The organism is Gluconobacter sp. P1D12_c, from assembly GCF_018812105.1.
GTDB lineage: Bacteria > Pseudomonadota > Alphaproteobacteria > Acetobacterales > Acetobacteraceae > Gluconobacter > Gluconobacter oxydans_A.
In genome coordinates this window covers 1-631 of record NZ_JACSIQ010000154.1, presented here as the reverse complement: position 1 = coordinate 631, position 631 = coordinate 1, and the positions used below count along the sequence as shown (strand labels likewise).

Annotated in this window: 1 protein-coding gene; it reads left to right on the top strand. The window is 49.1% G+C overall.

Going from position 1 to position 631, the window contains the following annotated elements; genetic code table 11:
• Positions 1-129: 129 nt before the first annotated feature.
• The coding region (locus tag KP705_RS16080) for a hypothetical protein (protein WP_215764966.1) at positions 130-631 on the top strand (502 nt) is incomplete at its 3' end.

The following is a 631-nucleotide window of genomic DNA, read 5'->3' as shown; positions in this document are numbered from 1 at the left end:
CATCGAAGAAGCCCGATAGGTTAGGAGAAGGCTCATGACGCAGGAACGTCACAACCCGACCCACATCAGTATTATAACACAACTGATGGCGATGGTTCAACACAAGACCGCCAAGACTGGTGGTCTCGGATGGAATCCGTAGGTCGTTCATATACGAAATTAGAGGCCCAAAGGGTCATCAAAGCTCAGTCATATGATGGGGGGTATTATCCTCGTTCATGGCTTGGGCATGTGTTCCATCTGGGGTGGTCTGTTGATGATATCTGCTGGCTGATATCTGCTGACTGCAAGCACCTTGGGCTTATAGCTCGGGATTATTCTGCTGATGAGAATCTGCGTTTTGCGTGTCGTTCGGAACAGGAAGACAGGCGACGCTTCAGGCTTCCTGCTGGTGGTTTAGAATACGTTCCAGAGGTTAAGGAAGCGAAGGAATCACGCGGAGAGATTTTTGATGCAGGACCGTCTGAGAATGGGTGTGAGTCATCTTCTCGGATAGGTTTTTATGAGCTTCTTCGTCGCAACAGTGGGAACAAGGTTGATGTGTTTAAACATCTTGAACGCATTGGCAGGGATGAGGCCATAAGGCTTCAATCTGATCGCATTGCTGACAGGCTTGAAGGTCTGGGGATTC